Genomic DNA, 15,814 nt, shown 5'->3' on the forward strand with positions numbered 1-15,814 from the left:
CCATCAGAAGTCGAACTTCTGGCCCGGTTCCAGCAGTAGCATGCGCGGCCCGGTGTTGCCCAGCGCGGCATCGAACTGGGCCGGCGTGCCGGCCAGCTGCGGCGTGGTGCCGAAGTGGATGGGAATCGCGAACCTGGGCTTGATCAGGTCGCGCACGGCCATCGCGGCGTCGGCCGGGTTCATCACGAAGTGGCCGCCGATCGGAATCAGCACCACGTCCGGCTTGTACATCTCGCCGATCATGCGCATGTCGCCGAACACGGCGGTATCGCCCATGTGCCAGATCTTGAAGCCGTTTTCCATCTCGACGATGAAGCTCACCGGCTCGCCGCCGACGTGCACTTCTTCCTTGCCGGTGGCCGGATTCTTGTAGGCCAGCTCGGAGGAGTGCTCGGCGCGCACGGCCGTGATCCTGGGACCGGCGGGGCCGAACGGCGCGATGGTGCCGCCCTTGCCAAAATGCGGCGCCAGTTCCGCCGGCAGGATGCCGAGCGTGGACACCGTCTGGCTCATGCCGGCCGGGCCGTACATCGGCGCCCTGTGCATCCGCGCCAGCGCCGGGGCATCGGCGAAATGGTCGAAGTGGCCGTGCGTGACCAGGATCAGGTCGATCTTGCCCAGCGCCGGCAGCTGCTTGAAGGAGGCGGGCGTCTTCGGGTTGGACGTCAGCCAGGGGTCGATCATGATCACCTTGCCGCCCGGCGTGGTGATGCGCACGCTGGCCTGGCCCAGCCACAGCACCTCGGTCTTGCCGGCGGCCAGCTGGCCCGGCGGCAAGGCCTGCGGCGTGGTCGAGGACTGCATCGTGGTGGGCCCGGCACAGCCGGCAAGCGCCAAGGCGGCGGTGAGTAGCAGCGAAAATAGCTTCATTGCATCGATCCTTCTGGTTGGCATCCAGCCCCGGGGCGGGGGCCGGCACTGCGCGATTGGAACGGCGCGCGCCGGCGCCGTCAACGGGGCAAGCCCGCCGTGGCACCTACACTGGCGGCCGTGCCAACCGCCATCGCCAGCCGCCGCTTCGACCGCATCGACGCCTTGCGCGGCGCCGCCATCGTCTGGATGACGGCTTTTCACTTCTGCTTCGACCTCGACCATTTCGGCTGGATCGGCGAAGACTTCCAGCGCGACCCGTTCTGGACCTGGCAGCGCACGGCGATCGTCAGCCTGTTCCTGTTCTGCGCCGGGCTGGGCCAGGCGGTGGCGGTGGCGCAAGGCCAGAGCTGGCGTCGGTTCTGGCGCCGCTGGGCCCAGGTGGCGGGTTGCGCCCTGCTGGTGACGGCCGGCTCGTGGTTCATGTTCCCGCGCAGCTTCATCTTCTTTGGCGTGCTGCACGGGATCGCCGTGATGCTGGTGGTGGTGCGCCTGACGGCCGGCGGCGGCCGCTGGCTGTGGCCGGCCGGCGCTCTGGCCATCGCCGCGCCGTTCATTGCCCGCGCCGCGCACGCGGCCTGGCCGGCACTGGAGTTCCTGAACCAGGGCGGCTACAACTGGCTGGGACTGGTTTCGCGCCGCCCCCTGACCGAAGACTACGTCCCGCTGCTGCCGTGGCTGGGCGTGGTGTGGTGGGGGCTGGCGTGCGGGCAGTGGCTGCTGCTGCGGCGTCCCGACTTGGTCGGCGGTCCGATCGCGACGGCGGCCGGACCGCTGGCCTGGCTCGGCCGCTGGAGCCTGGGCTGGTACATGCTGCACCAGCCCTTGCTCATCGGCGCAATGCTATTGGCCCGATAGCGCCGATAAATCCCGCTGTCGGCATCGGCCTACAAGCTCGGCTGGAAGCGACCCTCTACTGTGACGCACGGCAATCCGCCGTCCAACGTCGCCACATTCCAGCCATGCCAAAGAACACGAAGCCAGCCGCGCCTGGGCGCAAATCCGCGGTCAAATCCGCCGCCCGCAACACCGACAGCGGCCCCGCCAAGATCGATCCCGCAGCTGCGGAGGACATTCCGGCGCGACAGAAGTTCGAAACCGAACAGGTTGCGCGAGCCATGGACAACAGCGCCAACAAGGCGGCCGAGCACGGCTTTGCCAACGGCGTCAACCCGCTGCCGGGCGCGACCGTCGCCCCACCGTCGCGCCTGCCCACGGCCAGCACGCTGACGGAAGCGTTCGGCACCGAAAAGACGGGCAGCATGGCGCCCGAAGGCCGCAACTCGACCATCGAACCACTCGACCGCGTGCGGGTCGACTCCAGTGGCCAGGTGCTGACCACGAACCAGGGCGTGGCCGTCGCCGACAACCAGAACTCGCTCAAGTACGGCGTGCGCGGTCCGGCCCTGCTGGAAGACTTCATCCTGCGCGAGAAGATCACCCACTTCGACCACGAACGCATCCCCGAGCGGATCGTGCACGCGCGCGGGTCGGGCGCGCACGGCTTTTTCGAGTGCTACGCGCCGCAGACGCAATACACCAAGGCCGCCCCGTTCAAGGAAGCCGGCAAGATCACGCCGGTGTTCGTGCGCTTTTCCACCGTGCAGGGCGAGCGCGGCTCCAAGGACACGGCGCGCGACGTGCGCGGCTTCGCCGTCAAGTTCTACACCGACGAAGGCAACTGGGACCTGGTGGGCAACAACATCCCGGTGTTCTTCATCCAGGACGCGATGAAATTTCCCGACCTGGTGCACGCGGTCAAGCCCGAGCCGCACCACCAGATGCCGCAGGCGGCCAGCGCCCACGACACGTTCTGGGACTTCGTCTCGCTGATGCCCGAGTCGACCCACATGCTGATGTGGGTGATGTCGGACCGCGCCATCCCGCGCAGCTACGCCACCATGCAGGGCTTCGGCGTGCACAGCTTCCGGCTGGTCAACGAGGCCGGCGAGTCGGTGTTCGTCAAGTTCCACTGGACGCCGATGGCCGGCACCCATTCGCTGGTCTGGGACGAGGCGGTGAAGATTTCCGGCGCCGACCCGGACTACCACCGGCGCGACCTGTGGGAGCGCATCGAGTCCGGCAACTTCCCCGAATACGAGCTGGCGTTCCAGATCTTCACCGAGGAACAGGCCGACCAGTTCAGCTTCGACATCCTGGACGCGACCAAGATCATCCCCGAGGAACTGGTGCCGTTGATCCCGGTGGGCCGGATGGTGCTGAACCGCAACCCGGACAACTTCTTCGCCGAGACCGAGCAGGTCGCCTTTTGCACCGCGCACGTGGTGCCCGGGATCGATTTCTCCAACGACCCGCTGCTGGCCGGCCGCATCCACTCCTACGTCGACACCCAGATCTCGCGCCTGGGCGGGCCCAACTTCCACGAGATCCCGATCAACTCGCCGATCGCCCAGGTGCACAACAACCAGCGCGACGGCATGCACCGGCAGGCGATCCACCGCGGCCGCGTGAGCTACGAGCCCAACTCCCTGGCCGGCGGCTGCCCGTTCCAGGCCGGCGCCGCGCAAGGCTTCGTCTCGGTGCCGGCGCGCATCCGGGCCGACGAGGAGCAGGGCAAGGTGCGGGCCAAGCCGGAGAAGTTCGCCGACCACTACACCCAGGCGACGCTGTTCTTCGACAGCCAGACGCCGGTCGAGCAATGCCACATCGCCAACGCCTACCGCTTCGAGCTGAGCAAGGTGACGGTGCCGGCGGTGCGCGAGCGCATGGTGGCCTCGCTACGCAACGCCTCGGAGTGGCTGGCCAGGCAGGTCGCCGATGGGCTGGGCATGGACCCGATGCCGGCACCGCTGCCGCGCGCACTGCCCAACCCCACCCCGCCCGAAGTGACCAGGTCGCCGGCGCTGTCGCTGCTGGCGCGGCCGGGGGACGGCTCGATCAAGGGCCGCAAGGTCGCCATCCTGGTGGCGGCCGGTGTGGAAGGCGAGGCGCTCCAGCAGCTGCAGGCCGCCTTGCTGGAGCAGGGCGCCGTCGGCCGCCTGGTCGGCCCCCGCATCGGCCCGTTCAAGACCGCGGCCGGCGTCATGCTCGACGCCGACGCCTCGCTCGAAAACGAGCCTGGCTTCCTGTTCGACGCTCTGGTGCTGCCCGACGGCGCGCAGGCGGTCGCCGCCCTGGCGCAGGACGGCCACACCGCCGAGTTCATCAAGGACCAGTTCCGCCACTGCAAACCGATCCTGGTGCTGGGCGCCTCGCGCGAGCTGCTGGTCAAGGCGGGCGTGCCGTTGGCCATGGACAAGAGCCTCATCCAAGGCGGCACCGGCCTGATCGTCGTCGATGCCGGCGACGCCCAGGCCGGCACCGAAGCCTTCATCGCCGCGATGGCCAGGCATCGCCACTTCGGCCGGGAGATGGACCCGCCGATGGTCTGAACCCGATTCAACGAACCCAGGCACAACCAGGAAACCGACCATGCCCCAACTCGTAGCCAAAAACGCCTGCGACCTGCTCGATGCGGACCATGTCGCCGTCAAGCACCTGTTCGTCGAATACGCGCGCCAGGCCCACGCCGGCGCCGCCGGCACCGGCGTGGGCAGCCAGGCCGCTGCTGGATTGCCGGACCAGCGGCTGGCGCTCGCGCAGAAGATCCGCAGCGAACTGACGATCCACGCCACGATCGAGGAAGAAATCTTCTATCCGGCGCTGCGCGGCGCGATCGACGAGCCGCAACTGCTGGACGAGGCGCAAGCCGAGCACCAGCAAGCCAAGGATCTGATCGCGCAGATCGAGGCCCTGCCGGCGGCCGATGCGGCGATGGACACGCTGGTGGCGGCGCTGGCCCGGGCGATCGACCATCACGTGAAGGAAGAGCGCGACCAGCTGTTTCCGAAGGCAAAAGTGTCAGGCCTGGACCTCGACGCGCTCGGGGCGCAGCTCAAGGAAAGGCAGCAGGAGCTGGAAGGGCAGCTGGCTTAGGCAGAAGCCCCGCGCAAAGAAAAAGCGGCCCTGCTGCCGCTTTTTCATCTCAGCTTCGGCAATTCGTGGGGTGTGCAAGCTTGCTTGCGCACCGCTGCGTTCGCGTGAGGCCGGGCGCAGCAAGCTGCACACCCCGCGAGACTCACTCCACCTTGGCCGACTTGCGCAAGGATTCCTGGAACGCCGCCAGCTTCTGCTGCTGCAGTTGCTGGGCGATCTGCGGGCGCACGTCGTCCAGCTTGGGCAGTTGCGCTTCACGCACATCGTCGACGCGGATGATGTGGAAACCGAACTGCGACTTGACCGGCACGTCGGTGGTCTGGCCCTTGTTCAGCTTGACCATCGCCTGCGAGAACTCCGGCACGTAGCTGTTGGCCGCGGCCCAGTCCAGGTTGCCGCCGTTGGCGCCCGAACCCGGGTCTTTGGACGACTTCTTGGCGATGTCTTCGAACTTGCCGCCTTTCTTGAGCGACGCGATGATGGCTTTGGCCTCGTCTTCCTTTTCCACCAGAATGTGGCGCGCCTTGTATTCCTTGCCGCCGCTGGCGGCGACGAACTTGTCGTACTCGCCCTTGATCTCGGCATCAGTCACCGGGTTCTTCTTCTGGTAGTCGGCGAACAGCTCGCGGATCAGGATGGTCTGGCGGGCCAGCTCCAGCTGCGACTTGTAGTCGTCGCTGGCGTCCAGGCCGCGCTTTTGCGCTTCCTGCATGAACACCTCGCGGGCGATCACCTCGTCCTTGAGCTGACCCTGCATCTCGGGCGGAATCGGCCGGCCGGACTTGGCCAGCTGCGCAGCCAGCATGTCGACGCGCGCGGTCGGCACCGGCTTGCCGTTGACGATGGCGACGTTCTGGGCCGCGGCAGGCAGGGCCAGGCCGAGGGTGGCCGCGGCGAGCGCGGTCAGGAGCATTTTTTTCATGGGGTTTCCCTAGGGCAGGAGAGAGTCGGTTTCAGAGCGTTTCGATCGCCAGGGCGTGCAGCCCGTGGTCCAGAAATTCGCGCAGGGCATCATACACAAGGCGATGGCAGGCCACCTTGGCCTTGCCGGTAAAAAGGGGGGACGCGATGCGCACGCGGAAATGGGTGCCGGCGCCGGTGCCGTCCGAGCCCGCGTGGCCCATGTGCGCCGCGCTTTCGTCGATCACCTCGAGCCGTGTGGGCGCCAGCAGTTGCGACAGGCGCTGGTGCAGCGCCTCGGCCGTGATGCCGGTGCTCACGAGTCGCCGGCTCCCGCTTCCTTGCCTTCCTTCATGTAGCGGTTCAGGAACAGCGCCTGGCCGATCACGAAGACGGCCATCAGGCCCAGGCCGCCGAACAGCTTGAAGTTGACCCAGGTGTCGGTGTCGAAGTTGAACGCCACCCACAGGTTGAGCACGCCCATCACGGCGAAGAAGGTGACCCAGCTCCAGGTCATGGCGCGCCAGCCGGCGTCGGGCAGTTGCATCTGCGCGCCCATCAGGGACTTGAGCAGGTTCTTGCGGAACACCAGCAGGCCGGCGGCCAGCGTGCCGCCCATCAGCCAGTACAGGACGGTGGGCTTCCATTTGATGAAGGTGTCGTCGTGGGCCAGGATGGTGGCGCCCCCGAACAGCACGATGATGCCCAGGCTCAGCCACTGCATCGGCTCGACCTTCCCGGTGGAATAGCGCAACCAGCCGATCTGCAGGATGGTCGCGACGATCGCCACGCCCGTCGCCACGTAGATGTCCCACAGCTTGAACGCCGCGAAGAACAGGATGATCGGGAAGAAGTCGAGCAGCAGTTTCAATTCAGGCTTTCCTGGTGTCCGGCTGGAAGTCCAGCGAGGCGGAGTTCATGCAATAGCGCAGGCCGGACGGTTCCGGGCCGTCGGGAAAGACGTGGCCCAGGTGCGCGCCGCACTGGGCGCACACCGTCTCGGTGCGGATCATCCCATGGCTGGCGTCGCGGATGTCCTTGATGGCGCCGGGCACCGCCAGCGAGAAGCTGGGCCAGCCGCAGCCGGCGTCGAACTTGGTGGCGGCGTCGAACAGCTTGTTGCCGCAGCAGATGCAGTGGTAGCTGCCGTCGGCCCAGACCCGCTCGTACTTGCCGCTGTAGGGGCGCTCGGTGGAGGCATGGCGTGTCACCTCGAAGGCGCCGGGCTCGGCGCCTTTTTCGGCCAGCACGGCCTTCCATTGCGCTTCGGATTTGTGGATGGGGTAGGTCATGAAGAGCAGCTGATCTCGATGTGGGCCGCCCAGTCGGGCGGAAAACCGGCCTTGGCCTCCTGGTCCGGGTGCTCGTCGTACGGCGCTTGCACCAGGCGCAGCAGGGTTTCGACTTCGGAATGGTCCTGGAGTTTCGCCTGCCGGATGGCCAGCTCGCACAGGTGGTTGCGCAACACGTATTTGGGGTTGGTTGCCAGCATCGCAATGCCGGCGGCGGATCGGTCGGCGGGCAGCCGGGCCAGCCAGCTGTGCAGCCAGGTGTCGGCGGCCGCACGGTCCATGAACAGGTCGCGCACCGGCTCCGCCGGGCTGCCCGCGGCCAAGTGCGACAGCCGCCGCCAGAAGATCGGGTAATCCACCCGGTCGGCCGCCAGCAGCTTCAGGATGTCCTCGACCAGCTCGCGGTCGCCGTCCTGCTGGTCGGCCAGGCCCAGCTTGGCGCGCATGCGCGCTTGCAGCTCGCGCGGGAACACGGTCTTGTACGACTCCAGCGCGGCCAGGGCCAGCTCCTGCTCTCCCACCAGCGGCAGCAGCGCCTGGCCCAGGCAGAACAGGTTCCAGTACGCCACGTTGGGCTGGCGGTTGAAGGCGTAGCGGCCTTGCTCGTCGCTGTGGTTGCACACGTGGTTGGGCACGAAGGCATCGAGAAACTGGAACGGCCCGTAGTCGATGGTCAGCCCCAGGATGCTCATGTTGTCGGTGTTCATCACCCCATGGCAAAAACCCGCCGCCTGCCACTGCGCCACCATGGCGGCCGTGCGTTCGCTCACCCGCTCCAGCAGCGCCGCGTAGGGGTTGCCGGCGAAGCGCTCGGTGAGCCGGCATTCCGGGTAGAACTGGTCGATCACGTAGTCGGCCAGCCGGCGTAGTTCGCCATATTGCTCGCGCGCCGAAAAATGCTCGAAGTGGCCGAAGCGGATGAAGCTGGGCGCCACCCGCAGCACCACCGCGGCGGTCTCGATTTCTTCCCGGCGCACGGGTTGCGGCGAGCCGGTCACGCTCAGAGCGCGCGTGGTGGGAATGCCCAGCCCGTGCATCGCTTCCGAGCACAGGTATTCGCGGATGCTGGAGCGCAGCACGGCGCGGCCATCGCCCATACGCGAATAAGGGGTGAGGCCACTGCCTTTGAACTGCAGCTCCTGCGGGCCTTGCGGCGTCTCGATGTCGCCCAGCAGGATGGCGCGGCCGTCGCCGAGCTGGCCGGCCCAGACGCCGAACTGGTGGCCACTGTAAACCGAGGCCAGCGGCCGCTGGCCGGCCAGCGGCAGGCTGCCCGCCAGCGCGGCCACGCCGTCGGGCGAAGAGAGCAATTGCGCGTCCACGCCGAGCTGAGTTGATAGCTTCGTATTAAGTGAAACCATGTACGGCGCGGCCAGCGGCGTGGGGCTAAGGTCGGTGCGGAAGGCTGGCCCCAGCCCGGAGAAGCTGTGCTTCCACGCGAGGCCCAGGTCCAGCGCCCGCGAGGGTGCTGCTACGGCTTGATCCATGCCTGATTGTCGACGCTGGTTCGAACACGGGCCTCGAGCGGGATACAGACGGTTGCGTTTCGACACCAGAACGGGATAATTCCAGCCTGCAGAGTTCCGACCACGGGACCGCTTTCAGGGAGAAAGTCAGTGATGAACGAAGTATCCGGGGCGCAGCGCTCGCCGACGATGCTGCCAGCCAGCCTGCGGGCGATGCTGGCCGCGCCGCCACCCACGGCGGCCACCGAGCTGCAGGCGCACGAGGTGGCGTTCCGCTGCCTGCGTGGCGCCCACGAAATCAGTCAGATCCAGCACCTGCGCAACCAGATCGCGCTGCCCGCGTCCGCGGTGGGTGACGCCGGCTTTGCCATGCGCGAAAAAAAAGAGACGAAATCGGCGTGGTCGGCGCTTTCGTGCGCTACGGCGAGTACATCGGTACCATCCGCTACCTTCCCATGAACGAGGGCCTGGCCCCGTGCGACGCGTTGGTCCGCCGGCACGGTGTTGCCGACGAACTCCTGGACGCGAGCTGGGAGGTCGGCCGCCTCGTGCTGGATCCCCGCTACCGGAGCAGTCCCGAAGCCCTCAAGCGCTGCCTGTTGCTGCCGCTGGTCCACCTGATGAAGCAAATGCCCGTGGTTAACGTGTTCGCATCCTGCACGCCGGTGCTCAGCCGCCTGTACCGGCGCTTCGGTTTCAGCGTCCTGGTCAAGGACGCGGCTCAAGACGCAGAGGGCAGCTACTCGCTAATCCACGGCCGCACGCCGGACATGTTGCGGGCGCTGGTCGCCGGCGACGCCGAAAAACGCATGGCCGAGGAAATCCTGGCGATGCAGGAAGCCTCCATGGTGTTGCCATGCTGATGGGCTTGGCGCGCGGCTTGTTCAAGCACTATGAGGATTACCACGCTTATGGCCCGTCGCGGCTGAAGGCCATCGGCGTCCTCGGCGCCATCACGTACTGCATCTTCTACTTCATGCGGTTCACGCGACCCGATGCGTCGCTCACCGCCGACCTGGGCGAGCGCGCGCTGGCCATCATCCTGTTCGCCATTCTCGGCCTGCGCGACTACTGGCCCGAGAAGCTCAAGCCGTACTACATCCGCGTCTCGTACGTGGTAGTGCTCTACAGCCTGCCGTGCTTCACCGTGCTGGTGGCCCTGCAGCGCAGCGGCGGTGTCGCCAACATCTCCAACGCCTTCATCGTCCTGAGCTTCCTGGTGTTGCTGACCGACTGGCGCAACACGCTGGTGATGCTGGCGGCGGGCACCGGGCTGGCCGCGGCGATCTACTGGGCGACCACGCCCGACCCGCAGGTGCCGATGGACCTGGTGGCGCAGCTGCCGGCCTTCGCGCTGATTGTGATCGGTGGCAACCTGTTCAAGTCGAACACCGACAAGATCGACGCCGAGCGCAAGCTGCGGGCCACTCAGGCGCTGGCCGGCTCCATCGCCCACGAGATGCGGCACCCGCTGGCCCAGCTCAAGCACAGCCTGGAAGGCATGCAGGAGGTGCTGCCGGCGCCGGGCGCGGCGCGCCAGACGGCAAAGCTCGACGCGCAGCAGGTGCAGCAGCTGTACCGGCACCTGGCGCGCGGCGAGCAGGCGGTGCAGCGGGGGCTGCAGGTCATCTCGATGACGCTGGACGAAGTCAGCGCGCGGCCGATCGACGCGTCCGCCTTCCGTCACCTGTCGGCCGCCGAGGTGGTGCACCAGGCCGTCGAGGAATACAGCTACGACAACGACGCAGCGCGCGACAAGGTCACCGTCACCGTGGCCGACGACTTCACCTTCAAGGGCGACGAGACGGCCTATCTGTTCGTGCTGTTCAACCTGATCAAGAACGCGCTGTACTACCTGGCGCCGTACCCGCAAACGCGGGTGACGATCACGATCGGCAACCAGCAAGTGAAGGTGCACGACAACGGCCCCGGCATCGCACCGGATGCGCTGCACGGCCTGTTCGAGCCGTTCCGCTCGGTCGGCAAGTCGGGCGGCACCGGTCTTGGGCTGGCCTATTGCCAGCGCGTCATGCGCGCCTTCGGCGGCGAAATTTCGTGCGTCTCGGTGCCCGGCCAGTCCACCGAGTTCACCATGCGCTTTCCCGGCATCAGCGAGGAGGAGCGGGAGGCGCACTGGCGCGACGCCGTGGCCGAGGCGCGCGCCGTGCTGGCCGGCAAGCGCGTGCTGATCGTCGAGGACGACGCGGTCCAGCGCATGGCCACCCGCCACAAGCTGGGCCCGCTGGCCGTGACGGCGGAACTGGACGAGGCGGCCGACGGCCAGCTAGCCATCGACCTGCTGACGCGCCGTGCCTACGACATCGTGCTGCTGGATCTGCACATGCCCGGCCTGGACGGCTATGCCGTGGCCGAGAAGATCCGCAACGACCCGGGCATCAACCAGGACGCGCGCATCGTCGCGTACTCCAGCGAGCCGGCCCACCTGGCACGCGCCAAGGCCTTGAAGGGCGGCATGGACGGCTTCATCAGCAAGCCTTGCGCCCAGCTGCCCTTGCTGGCGGCGCTGCAGCAGTCGGTGCAGCAGCCGCGCGGCCTGGGGCGCCACGCACCGGGCCGGCTGGCCGGACGCCGGATCCTGCTGGCCGACGACAGCTCCTTCAGCCGCAAGGCCGTGGCGGCCTACCTGCGCAATGCGGCGGCGACGGTGATCGAGGCCGAGCACGGCCAGGCCGTGCTCGACCAGCTGAACGCGCTGGAAGGTTTCGACGCCATCATCCTGGACCTGCACATGCCGGGCATGGACGGCCTGGAGACGGCCCAGGCCATCCGCTCGAGCAGCGCAGCCTGGTCGACTTTACCCGTCGTGGCCCTCACCGCGCACTCCGACGAGCAGGCGGTGGCGGCGGCCCGCGCCGCCGGCATGGACGGCTTCCTGGTCAAGCCGGTCGAGTCGGCCCACTTGTACGAAACGCTGGTGCGCCTGCTGGGCGGCAGCGCGGTGGCCAGTCCGGCCGTTACGCAACCGCTGGCGCAGGGACCGCCGCCGGTGCCCGACGCCGGCTTGCTGAACCTGCAGCGGCTGGAGAGCTATCGGCGGCTGGGAATGGTGGAGGAATTGCTCGAGGACTACGTCCCCGAGATGGCCAAGCTGGTGCTGGCACTGCAGGAGGCGGGCCGCGCCGACGACCAGCCGCTCAGCCTCGGTGCCTTGCACTCGCTGCTGGGCATGAGCGGTGAGGCCGGTGCCCAGGCGCTGTACCAGCACGTGCGGCGGATCTACGTTCCCTTGCTCGAGCAGGGCCAATGGCCAGCCGGCGAGAACTGGCTGGCCGAACTCCAGGCCCTGGCGGCCCGCACCGAGAGTGCACTGAAGGCTTACTGCGAGACCGAGTTCCGCTCGAACGCTTGAACCCGTCCATGCAAGCGCCACCCGAGCTTCCCGGCGCCGCGCCCGGCATCCTGTTCGTCGACGACGAACCGACATCCCGCAAGTGGTTCGCCCGCGAATTCGGTGACGAGTTCAAGGTGGTCACGGCCGGCGGCGCCGACGAGGCTCTGGCCATGCTGGGCGCGCGCAGCAGCGAGTTCGGTGTGCTGGTCACCGACTACCGGATGCCCGAGCGCGACGGCATGAAGCTGCTGCGGGCGGTGCAGCGCGACTTCCGCCACGTGATCCGCCTGCTGGCGACCGCCTACGCCGAGAAGGACGTGGCGATCGCCGCGGTCAACCAGGGCAAGGTGCTGCGCATCCTGGAAAAGCCGTTGGACGGCAACGCGACGCGCGAGGCCTTGCGTGAGGCGCTGGCGCTGTACCGCACCCAGACCCTGGAGCGGATGGTCAACGAAGGCCGGGTGGCGGCCTTGCGCGAGGCGCTGGGCTTCCTGGCGCACGAACTGAACACGCCGCTGGCGACCGTGCGCGGCCTGATCGGCACCGTCGCGGCGCGGCAGCTGCCGACGCCGCCGGACGCCGCCGCCGGCGTGGCGTACTTCACCGAAGACCATCCGGGCGAGATCGTCGCGGCGCTGGAGCGGGCCGAGCGCCGCGCGTTGTACTGCCAGTCGCTGGTGTCCACCTTCGTGCAGTCGGCGCGCGACGCCTATCCGGGCGCCGTGCCGCAATCGGTCAGCGCCAGCAGCCTGGTGGGCGCGCTGCTGGACGAATTTCCGTTCGAAGCCAACGAGCGCGGCTGCGTCAGCAGCGACGTGCAGCACGACTTCCACCTGCCCGGCCGGCGCGACTTGCTGTACCTGGTGCTGTGCACGCTGGCCAAGAACGCCTTGTTGGCGCTGCGCGGGCGGCCGTCGCCGCAGCTGCGCATCGAAGTCGGCTGCGACGAGCGGGCCCTGCCGGGCCGGCGCGCCTGGATACTGTTTCGCGACAACGGCCCCGGCATCCCCCCGGAGGTGCTGGCCAAGCTGACCCGCGAGCCGGTCACCACCCGGGCAAGCACCGGCGGCAACGGCATGGGCTTGCTGTTCTGCCACCGCGTCATGCAGGCCATCAACGGCAGCATCGACATCCAGTCGGTGCCGGGGCAGGGCACCGCAGTGGCGCTGTTCTTCCAGCCACTGGCCGCGGGCAGCACCGGATAACGCCGACGCCCCGGGCCGGGCCGGTTAGGATTTCGGTCATCGCGTAGCCAACAACACAGGAGACCGAATGCTGGGCCTGATGCAAAGCCAACCGCTGCTGATTTCGTCGCTGATCGAGCACGCGGAGCGCCACCATGGCGACACGGAAATCGTTTCGCGGCGGGTAGAAGGCGACATCCACCGCTACAGCTGGCGCGAGGCGGCGCGGCGGTCGCGCCAGGTGGCGCATGCCCTGGACGGCATGCAGCTGCTGTTTTCCGACCGGGTGGCGACGCTGGCCTGGAACGGCTACCGCCACCTGGAGCTGTACTTCGGCGTCAGCGGCTCGGGCCGCGTGCTGCACACCCTGAACCCGCGGTTGCACCCGGAGCAGATCGCCTGGATCGCCAATCACGCCGAAGACCAGGTGCTGTGCTTCGACCTGACCTTCCTGCCGCTGGTGCAGGCGATCCACGCCAGGTGCCCAGGCATCCGCCAGTACGTGGCGCTGTGCGAGGCCGACCAGATGCCGGCGGACAGCGGCGTGCCCAACCTGCTTTGCTACGAAGACTGGATCGGCGGCCAGTCCACCAGCTACCGCTGGCCAACCTTCGACGAAAACTCGGCCTCGAGCATGTGCTACACCAGTGGCACCACCGGCCACCCCAAGGCCGCGCTCTACAGCCACCGTTCGACCCTGCTGCACGCCTACGCCGCCGCCTTGCCGGACGTCATGAGCCTGTCGGCGCGCGACTCGGTGCTGCCGGTGGTGCCGATGTTCCACGTCAATGCCTGGGGCATCCCGTACTCGGCGGCGCTGACCGGCTGCAAGCTCGTGTTCCCCGGCCCGGCCCTGGACGGCAAGTCGGTGTACGAACTGATCGAGGCCGAGCAGGTGACGTATGCCGCCGGCGTGCCCACCGTCTGGCAGATGCTGTTGGGCCACATGAAGCCGGCCGGGCTGCGCTTTTCCGCGCTCAAGCGCACGGTGATCGGCGGCTCGGCCTGCCCGCCGGCCATGATCGCCGCCTTCCGCGAAGACTACGGGGTCGAGGTGCTGCACGCCTGGGGCATGACGGAGATGAGCCCGCTGGGCACGCTGTGCACCTTGAAGAACAAGCACCTGGCGTTGCCCGCGCAAGACCAGATGAAGCTGCGCCTGAAACAGGGCCGCACCATCTTCGGCGTCAACATGAAGATCGTCGGCGACCAGGGCCAGGAGCTGCCCTGGGACGGCAGGACCTTCGGCGACCTGTACGTCAAGGGGCCGTGGGTGCTGCGCGAGTATTTCAAGGGCGAGGGCGGCGATCCGCTGGTCAAGGATGCCGACGGGGTCGGCTGGTTCCCTACCGGCGACGTCGCCACCATCGACGGCGACGGCTACATGCAGATCACCGACCGCAGCAAGGACGTGATCAAGTCGGGCGGAGAGTGGATCAGCTCGATCGACATCGAGAACATCGCCATGGCCCATCCGGGGGTGCAGATGGCAGCCTGCGTCGGCATGCCGCACCCGAAATGGGACGAGCGCCCGATCGTCGCCGTCGTCAGGCGCCCCGGCGCCGAAGTCACGCGCGAGGAGCTGATCGGGTTCTACGAAGGCAAGATCGCCAAGTGGCAGGTGCCCGACGACGTGGTATTCGTCGAGGCGATTCCGCTGGGTGCCACCGGCAAGATGCTCAAGACCCGGCTGCGCGAAACGCTCAAGGACTACAAGCTGCCAGCGTGACCGGCGGCGCCAACTCTTGCCTGTCACCTGCGCGATATGCAGCCGGGGCCTCAGGGGCGATCCCTGAGCAGAGGCGCCGCTACGGCAGGCCCGACCGCTCGGGCTTTTTTTTTGCAGACTGCTGGAGGGGTATGTTTTCCGAGTTCGTGACCATTTCGCTGTTGAACGGCGTGAGCTACGGCCTGCTGCTGTTCATGCTCAGCTCTGGCCTGACGCTGATCTTCAGCATGATGGGCGTGCTCAACTTCGCCCACACCAGCTTCTACATGCTGGGCGCCTACCTGGCGTACACCATCTCCGGCGTGGTCGGCTTCTGGCCGGCCCTCTTGCTGGCGCCGCTGGCAGTGGGCGCGCTGGGCGCGCTGTTCGAGCGCTACGCGCTGCGCCGCGTGCACAAGTTCGGCCACGTACCGGAACTGCTGGTGACCTTCGGCCTGTCGTACCTGATCCTGGAGCTGGTCCAGCTGATCTGGGGCCGCTCCACCGTGCCCTACGGCCTGCCGACGCAGCTGCAGGGCCCGCTGTTCACGCTGTTCGGGACGCAATTTCCCAGGTCGCGCTCCTTCATCATGCTGGTGGCGCTGATGATGCTGGCCAGCGTCTGGCTGCTGCTCACGCGCACGCGGATCGGGCTGGTGATCCAGGCCGCGCTGGCGCATCCCGACATGGTCGAAGCGCTCGGGCACAACGTGCCGCGCGTGTTCATGCTGGTGTTCGGCGGCGGCGCCGCGCTGGCAGGGCTGGCCGGCGTGATCGGCGGCAACACCTACGTGACCGAGCCGGCGATGGCCGCCTCGGTCGGCTCCATCATCTTCGTGGTGGTGGTGGTCGGCGGCATGGGCTCGCTGGCCGGCGCCTTCCTGGCCTCGCTGCTGATCGGCATCCTGCAGACTTTCGCGGTGGCGCTGGACCATTCGGCGGCCAGCATGCTGCGGCCGCTGGGCGTCAACCTCACTGAAGGCGACTTCGGCTACCCCTTGATGTCCCTGACCATCTCGCAGGTGGCGCCCATCCTGCCGTACCTGTTGCTCGTGCTGATCCTGATTTTCCGGCCCAGTGGCCTGCTCGGGAAGCGGGAAGACTGA

General features: G+C 67.7%; 15 protein-coding genes. 9 read left to right on the top strand and 6 right to left on the bottom strand.

Annotation, left to right across the window (positions count from 1 at the left end; genetic code table 11):
- Positions 1–3: 3 nt before the first annotated feature.
- Entirely contained in the window at positions 4–804 is an 801-nt protein-coding gene (locus JWP65_RS02750) for a metal-dependent hydrolase (protein ID WP_299760163.1), read from the bottom strand.
- 186 nt (positions 805–990) lie between these two features.
- Between JWP65_RS02750 and JWP65_RS02755 the strand changes: the two genes are divergently transcribed.
- From JWP65_RS02755 to JWP65_RS02765, 3 genes are all read left to right on the top strand, one after another.
- Positions 991–1,728 carry a heparan-alpha-glucosaminide N-acetyltransferase gene (locus JWP65_RS02755; protein WP_299760114.1) on the top strand — a complete coding sequence of 246 codons (738 nt, stop codon included), beginning with the start codon at positions 991–993 and terminating at the stop codon, positions 1,726–1,728.
- A 104-nt stretch (positions 1,729–1,832) separates the two neighbouring features.
- On the top strand, positions 1,833–4,262 hold the full coding sequence (locus tag JWP65_RS02760; RefSeq protein ID WP_299760116.1) for a catalase: 2,430 nt from the start codon (positions 1,833–1,835) through the stop codon (positions 4,260–4,262).
- A gap of 40 nt (positions 4,263–4,302) precedes the next feature.
- The gene (locus JWP65_RS02765; protein ID WP_299760118.1) at positions 4,303–4,806 is read left to right on the top strand and encodes a hemerythrin domain-containing protein; all 504 of its coding nucleotides are present in this window, start codon (positions 4,303–4,305) and stop codon (positions 4,804–4,806) included.
- 142 nt (positions 4,807–4,948) lie between these two features.
- Here the strand turns inward: JWP65_RS02765 and JWP65_RS02770 are convergent, their stop codons facing one another.
- From JWP65_RS02770 to JWP65_RS02790, 5 genes are read right to left on the bottom strand one after another with little or no spacing between them, the layout of a single operon-like run.
- Positions 4,949–5,728, bottom strand: coding sequence for a peptidylprolyl isomerase (locus tag JWP65_RS02770; RefSeq protein WP_299760120.1), 780 nt, complete (start codon positions 5,726–5,728; stop codon positions 4,949–4,951).
- Between the two features lie 31 nt (positions 5,729–5,759).
- Positions 5,760–6,026 carry a BolA family transcriptional regulator gene (locus JWP65_RS02775; RefSeq protein WP_299760122.1) on the bottom strand — a complete coding sequence of 89 codons (267 nt, stop codon included), beginning with the start codon at positions 6,024–6,026 and terminating at the stop codon, positions 5,760–5,762.
- Positions 6,023–6,577: a septation protein A gene (locus tag JWP65_RS02780; protein WP_299760124.1), complete on the bottom strand. Its 555-nt coding sequence runs from the start codon at positions 6,575–6,577 to the stop codon at positions 6,023–6,025. The genes JWP65_RS02775 and JWP65_RS02780 overlap by 4 nt, the downstream gene beginning before the upstream one ends.
- A 1-nt stretch (position 6,578) precedes the next feature.
- Positions 6,579–6,998, bottom strand: a complete 420-nt coding sequence (gene msrB, locus JWP65_RS02785; RefSeq protein ID WP_299760126.1) for a peptide-methionine (R)-S-oxide reductase MsrB — start codon at positions 6,996–6,998, stop codon at positions 6,579–6,581.
- Positions 6,995–8,485: a YdiU family protein gene (locus tag JWP65_RS02790; RefSeq protein ID WP_299760128.1), complete on the bottom strand. Its 1,491-nt coding sequence runs from the start codon at positions 8,483–8,485 to the stop codon at positions 6,995–6,997. Before JWP65_RS02790 ends, msrB begins: the two co-directional genes overlap by 4 nt.
- A 132-nt stretch (positions 8,486–8,617) precedes the next feature.
- On the opposite strand from JWP65_RS02790, the gene JWP65_RS02795 reads away from it, so the two are divergent.
- From JWP65_RS02795 to JWP65_RS02820, 6 genes are all read left to right on the top strand, one after another.
- Positions 8,618–8,923, top strand: a complete 306-nt coding sequence (locus JWP65_RS02795) for a hypothetical protein (RefSeq protein ID WP_299760130.1) — start codon at positions 8,618–8,620, stop codon at positions 8,921–8,923.
- Positions 8,920–9,327 (top strand): N-acetyltransferase, encoded by a 408-nt coding sequence (locus tag JWP65_RS02800; protein ID WP_299760132.1) that lies wholly within the window; start codon positions 8,920–8,922, stop codon positions 9,325–9,327. The genes JWP65_RS02795 and JWP65_RS02800 overlap by 4 nt, the downstream gene beginning before the upstream one ends.
- On the top strand, positions 9,321–11,834 hold the full coding sequence (locus JWP65_RS02805; protein ID WP_299760134.1) for a response regulator: 2,514 nt from the start codon (positions 9,321–9,323) through the stop codon (positions 11,832–11,834). Before JWP65_RS02800 ends, JWP65_RS02805 begins: the two co-directional genes overlap by 7 nt.
- 8 nt (positions 11,835–11,842) lie before the next feature.
- Positions 11,843–13,021, top strand: coding sequence for a hybrid sensor histidine kinase/response regulator (locus JWP65_RS02810; RefSeq protein ID WP_299760136.1), 1,179 nt, complete (start codon positions 11,843–11,845; stop codon positions 13,019–13,021).
- A 67-nt stretch (positions 13,022–13,088) separates the two neighbouring features.
- Positions 13,089–14,729, top strand: a complete 1,641-nt coding sequence (locus tag JWP65_RS02815) for a 3-(methylthio)propionyl-CoA ligase (protein WP_299760138.1) — start codon at positions 13,089–13,091, stop codon at positions 14,727–14,729.
- Between the two features lie 131 nt (positions 14,730–14,860).
- Entirely contained in the window at positions 14,861–15,814 is a 954-nt protein-coding gene (locus JWP65_RS02820) for a branched-chain amino acid ABC transporter permease (RefSeq protein WP_299760140.1), read from the top strand.

The sequence above is a fragment of the Ramlibacter sp. genome (genome assembly GCF_028292805.1).
In the GTDB taxonomy this organism is placed as follows: Bacteria; Pseudomonadota; Gammaproteobacteria; order Burkholderiales; family Burkholderiaceae_C; genus Ramlibacter.

Bases quoted from the DNA above. Each gene is read 5' to 3' on its own strand.
- JWP65_RS02750 (WP_299760163.1), bottom strand. From the start codon at position 804: ATGCAGTCCTCGACCACGCCGCAGGCCTTGCCGCCGGGCCAGCTGGCC.
- JWP65_RS02760 (WP_299760116.1), top strand. From the start codon at position 1,833: ATGCCAAAGAACACGAAGCCAGCCGCGCCTGGGCGCAAATCCGCGGTC.
- JWP65_RS02765 (WP_299760118.1), top strand. From the start codon at position 4,303: ATGCCCCAACTCGTAGCCAAAAACGCCTGCGACCTGCTCGATGCGGAC.
- JWP65_RS02770 (WP_299760120.1), bottom strand. From the start codon at position 5,728: ATGAAAAAAATGCTCCTGACCGCGCTCGCCGCGGCCACCCTCGGCCTG.
- msrB (WP_299760126.1), bottom strand. From the start codon at position 6,998: ATGACCTACCCCATCCACAAATCCGAAGCGCAATGGAAGGCCGTGCTG.
- JWP65_RS02790 (WP_299760128.1), bottom strand. From the start codon at position 8,485: ATGGATCAAGCCGTAGCAGCACCCTCGCGGGCGCTGGACCTGGGCCTC.
- JWP65_RS02795 (WP_299760130.1), top strand. From the start codon at position 8,618: ATGAACGAAGTATCCGGGGCGCAGCGCTCGCCGACGATGCTGCCAGCC.
- JWP65_RS02800 (WP_299760132.1), top strand. From the start codon at position 8,920: ATGAACGAGGGCCTGGCCCCGTGCGACGCGTTGGTCCGCCGGCACGGT.
- JWP65_RS02805 (WP_299760134.1), top strand. From the start codon at position 9,321: ATGCTGATGGGCTTGGCGCGCGGCTTGTTCAAGCACTATGAGGATTAC.
- JWP65_RS02810 (WP_299760136.1), top strand. From the start codon at position 11,843: ATGCAAGCGCCACCCGAGCTTCCCGGCGCCGCGCCCGGCATCCTGTTC.
- JWP65_RS02815 (WP_299760138.1), top strand. From the start codon at position 13,089: ATGCTGGGCCTGATGCAAAGCCAACCGCTGCTGATTTCGTCGCTGATC.
- JWP65_RS02820 (WP_299760140.1), top strand. From the start codon at position 14,861: ATGTTTTCCGAGTTCGTGACCATTTCGCTGTTGAACGGCGTGAGCTAC.